The following is a 3477-nucleotide window of genomic DNA, read 5'->3' on the forward strand; positions in this document are numbered from 1 at the left end:
CTGGGATGCGGCGCGAGAAGCGTTGCACGCCTCGCGGCCGGCGTTTGCGCAGACCCTGGACAGGGTGGATGCCGATCCGCTCGTGGCGCCTGTGTTTGCTCGGCATTGGCCGGAGTGGGAGGTCTCTTAATATTTCGGCAACCAAAAGAAACAATGGCCGCCAAACCGACCCAATCCCTTGCGTAGCAGGTGTCCTGGCCTACGCTTTCTCAAGGTGGTGTAGGAATCATCCTTGAATTTGGCTGTCGCAGACATGAAACTCAAGAACCCTGCATGGAATTCAAAGGAGGTGCGCATGCTCATCCGGTCGCTGACCCTGGCTACCTTGATGGCTTTTACGGGGCCGCTGTTGGCTGCTGCTGATATCAACCCGCTCAAGCAGGATTTGGGCAAGGCCCGACCGCTGGTAGTGGTGGAGCTTGATTCCGGCAATGAAACATTGGTCAAGCTCAAGAAACAGCTGGACGAGCCTGCCACCAAGCAGTCCTTTGAAGAGCGCGGAATGGTGTTGTACACCGTGAAGTTTGGCAGCATCGGTGCCGAAGGGGAGAAGTTCGCCAAGGACCCCAAGGACAACAAGAAGCTCACACCGCCTGAAACCAACGCGCTGATCCGCGCCCTCAAATTAGGCGCCGGCAGCGGCACCAAAGTGATCCTGGTGGGCAAGGATGGTGAGAAGAAAGTTGAGAAGACCGTGCCACCGGATGCCCTCGACTTGAAGGACTTCTTCAGCGCAATCGATCAGATGCCGATGGCCGAGAAAGAAGCGGCTGCCGCTGCAGAGCCCGAACCTGTCGCACCCGCTCCGGCCAAGGGCGCCAAGCCCGCCAAACCGGCAAAACCTGGCAGCAAACCGGCCCCTCAGCCATTGGATGACTGAGGCCTATCCTTCTGCGGGCGCGCGCCCGTAGATATCGTCAAAGCGCACAATGTCGTCTTCGCCCAGGTACTCGCCGCTCTGCACCTCGATCATCACTAACTCGATGATGCCCGGGTTGGTCAGGCGGTGTTTGTGCCCGGCCGGAATGTAGGTGGACTCGTTGGCGTTGATCAGAAATTCCCGCTCGCCATTGGTGATCTGTGCGGTACCGCTGACCACCACCCAGTGTTCGCTGCGGTGGTGATGCATCTGCAACGACAGTGACGCCAGCGGCTTGACCACAATGCGCTTGATCTTGAAGCGCGCACTTTCCTCCAGCACGGTGTAGGTGCCCCATGGTCGCGTCACTGTGCGGTGCAGGTTGTACGCCGGATGGTTCTGGCGCTTGAGCTCGGCCACGATGTGGCGCACATCCTGGCTGCGATTGGCATCGGCGATCAGCAGGGCGTCGGCGGTGTCGACGATGATCAGGTCGCGCACGCCCACCGCGCCGAGTACGCGCTTTGGCGAGTCGATGTAGCAGTTGTGTACGTCATGCAGAATCGCTTCGCCATTGACCTGGTTGCCTTGGGCATCGCTGGGGGTGAGCTGGCGCAAGGCTTCCCAGGAGCCGATATCGCTCCAGCCGATGTCACAGGGCACCACGGCCACCTGCGTGGACTTCTCCATCAGCGCCACGTCGATGGACAGGTCCGGTGCGCTGCCGAAGCCTTCGGCATCCAGTTCACGCTGGCGCGAGGTTATATTCTGCAGGCTCTGGCTGTGCGCCAGCGCAGCCTTGGCGGCCGCCAGCACCTGCGGAGCGTGGGTGGTCAGCTCGTTCACCAGGGTACTGGCCTTGAAGCAGAATATGCCGGCGTTCCACAGGTGCTTGCCGCCGTCGAGATAGCCTTGCGCGGTGGCCCGGTCGGGTTTTTCGACAAAGCGGTTGACCCGGTTTCCCGCCCCCAGCGCTGCACCTTGTTCGATATAGCCGAAGCCGGTTTCGGGGCGATCAGGCTCAATACCGAAGGTCACCAGATAGCCGGCTTCGGCCAGCTCGCGGGCCTGGCTCACGGCCACGGCAAACGAGGTTTCATTGAGGATCAAGTGGTCGGCGGGCATCACCAGCAACGGGGCGTCGTCGCCAAAGTGCTCCTGCACATGCAACGCCGCCACGGCAATCGCCGCTGCCGTGTTGCGGCCGAAGGGCTCCAGCAACAAGTCCAGGGGCAGCTGGGCCTTGTTCACCTGACGGTAGTCATCCAGGGTGCGAAACAGCAGGTCACGGTTGGTGACGGTGAGCACGCTTTCCACACCGGGCAGGCGGCTGGCACGCAGGAAGGTTTTCTGCAGCAGGCTCTGGCCATCGCGCATGTGCATGAACGGCTTGGGCATGTTCTGCCGGGACACTGGCCACAGTCGGGTACCCGAACCGCCGGAAATGATGCAGGGAATTAATCCGTCGTGGGTATTCATCAATGGACTTCTTGGGTGGAAAGGACGGCCCACGCCTTTGGGATCAAGTTCGATCGCAATCGCGGTGACCCGCATCATCGGCGACTAGCCGCGCAGCGGCAACTGCGAGGTGTTGAGCATCAGGATGCCGTCCACGTCGCTGAAACGCTGTGCGAGAGCGCGGCGTCGAAGAGCGGGTTGCCGTTCAGCGCGACCACCCACGACGAACATCGGCCAGTGTCAACCCAATCGAGCTGCCGCCCGCGCAGTGATCTCGCCCCGGACCTTGCGCGACTCGGTCGTGCGCTTGTTGGCTTCTTCCAACACTGACGTGGGCGCGGTATCCGGCCGGCCTGAATCGAACGGCGGCGCCGGTGCGTATTCGATCTGCAACTGCACCAGTTGCGCGGTCGCTTCGTCGTACAGCTCAGCCGCCAGGGTCAGGGCGAAGTCGATCCCTGCGGTAATCCCGCCGCCAGTGAACAGGTTGCCGTCACGCACCACGCGCGCCTGTACCGGGATGGCGCCGAGCGGGGCGAGCAGGTCGTGGTAGGCCCAATGGGTGGTGGCCTTGCGACCGCGCAGCAAGCCGGCCGCACCGAGTACCAGCGAACCGGTGCACACCGAGGTGACATAACGCGCGGTGAGCGCCTGGGCCCTGAGGAAGTCGAGGGTCTGCGGGTCTTCCATCAACGGTCCGACGCCGCTGCCGCCGGGGACGCAGAGCACATCCAGGGTCGGACAGTCGGCGTAGGTCATGGTCGGCGTGAACACCAATCCGGTGCTGGACGTGACCGGCGCCAGGTCTTTCCACACCAGGTGCAATTTCACATCCGGCAGCGAACCCAATACGTCATAGGGGCCGGTGAGGTCCAGTTGTTGGATGCCGGGGAACAACAGAAAACCAATCTGCAAGGTCATGAACGAAGCTCCGATAAAGGGTGGACGGCTTCACTCTAGAGGCCTAGGCTTTGGCGAATACGCCATTGAACCCACACATCACGCCAATCATGCCTCGACTCATTCACGTACTCGCTTTTGATAATGCCCAAGTGCTCGATGTGACCGGGCCCTTGCAGGTGTTCGCCTCGGCCAACGACCTGGCGCGCCAGCGCGGTGCGTCGTTGCCCTACGCGGTCGCGGTGATCGCCGAAGCCTAG

Annotated in this window: 4 protein-coding genes and 2 pseudogenes; 3 read left to right on the plus strand and 3 right to left on the minus strand. The window is 61.9% G+C overall.

Translation table 11 applies throughout. The annotated features are described in order from the left end of the window. Positions 1-130 (plus strand): annotated as a pseudogene (locus L9Z73_RS27555) (glutathione S-transferase); the annotation flags it as partial. Positions 131-295: 165 nt separating this feature from the next. After that, entirely contained in the window at positions 296-880 is a 585-nt protein-coding gene (locus L9Z73_RS27560; RefSeq protein WP_247407823.1) for a DUF4174 domain-containing protein, read from the plus strand. Between the two features lie 3 nt (positions 881-883). Here L9Z73_RS27560 and L9Z73_RS27565 read toward each other — a convergent pair whose 3' ends face one another. The 3 genes from L9Z73_RS27565 to inhA form a co-directional block, all read right to left on the minus strand. Next, positions 884-2338: a mannose-1-phosphate guanylyltransferase/mannose-6-phosphate isomerase gene (locus tag L9Z73_RS27565; RefSeq protein WP_247407825.1), complete on the minus strand. Its 1455-nt coding sequence runs from the start codon at positions 2336-2338 to the stop codon at positions 884-886. Positions 2339-2422: 84 nt separating this feature from the next. Then, a complete protein-coding gene (locus tag L9Z73_RS31245) occupies positions 2423-2548 on the minus strand; it encodes a hypothetical protein (RefSeq protein ID WP_282598777.1) in 126 nt (41 codons plus the stop codon). Positions 2549-2557: 9 nt separating this feature from the next. Next, positions 2558-3238: an isonitrile hydratase gene (inhA, locus tag L9Z73_RS27570; RefSeq protein ID WP_247407826.1), complete on the minus strand. Its 681-nt coding sequence runs from the start codon at positions 3236-3238 to the stop codon at positions 2558-2560. Positions 3239-3327: 89 nt separating this feature from the next. Here inhA and L9Z73_RS27575 point away from each other — a divergent pair. Beyond that, positions 3328-3468, plus strand: a pseudogene (locus L9Z73_RS27575) (AraC family transcriptional regulator); the annotation flags it as partial. Between the last annotated feature and the right edge of the window lie 9 nt (positions 3469-3477).

Origin of the sequence: Pseudomonas emilianonis (genome assembly GCF_023072625.1) — a bacterium.
GTDB lineage: Bacteria > Pseudomonadota > Gammaproteobacteria > Pseudomonadales > Pseudomonadaceae > Aquipseudomonas > Aquipseudomonas paraveronii.

Coding starts and splice junctions, on each gene's coding strand:
- L9Z73_RS27560 (WP_247407823.1), top strand. CDS start 296: ATGCTCATCCGGTCGCTGACCCTGGCTACCTTGATGGCTTTTACGGGG.
- L9Z73_RS27565 (WP_247407825.1), bottom strand. CDS start 2,338: ATGAATACCCACGACGGATTAATTCCCTGCATCATTTCCGGCGGTTCG.
- L9Z73_RS31245 (WP_282598777.1), bottom strand. CDS start 2,548: ATGTTCGTCGTGGGTGGTCGCGCTGAACGGCAACCCGCTCTTCGACGC.
- inhA (WP_247407826.1), bottom strand. CDS start 3,238: ATGACCTTGCAGATTGGTTTTCTGTTGTTCCCCGGCATCCAACAACTG.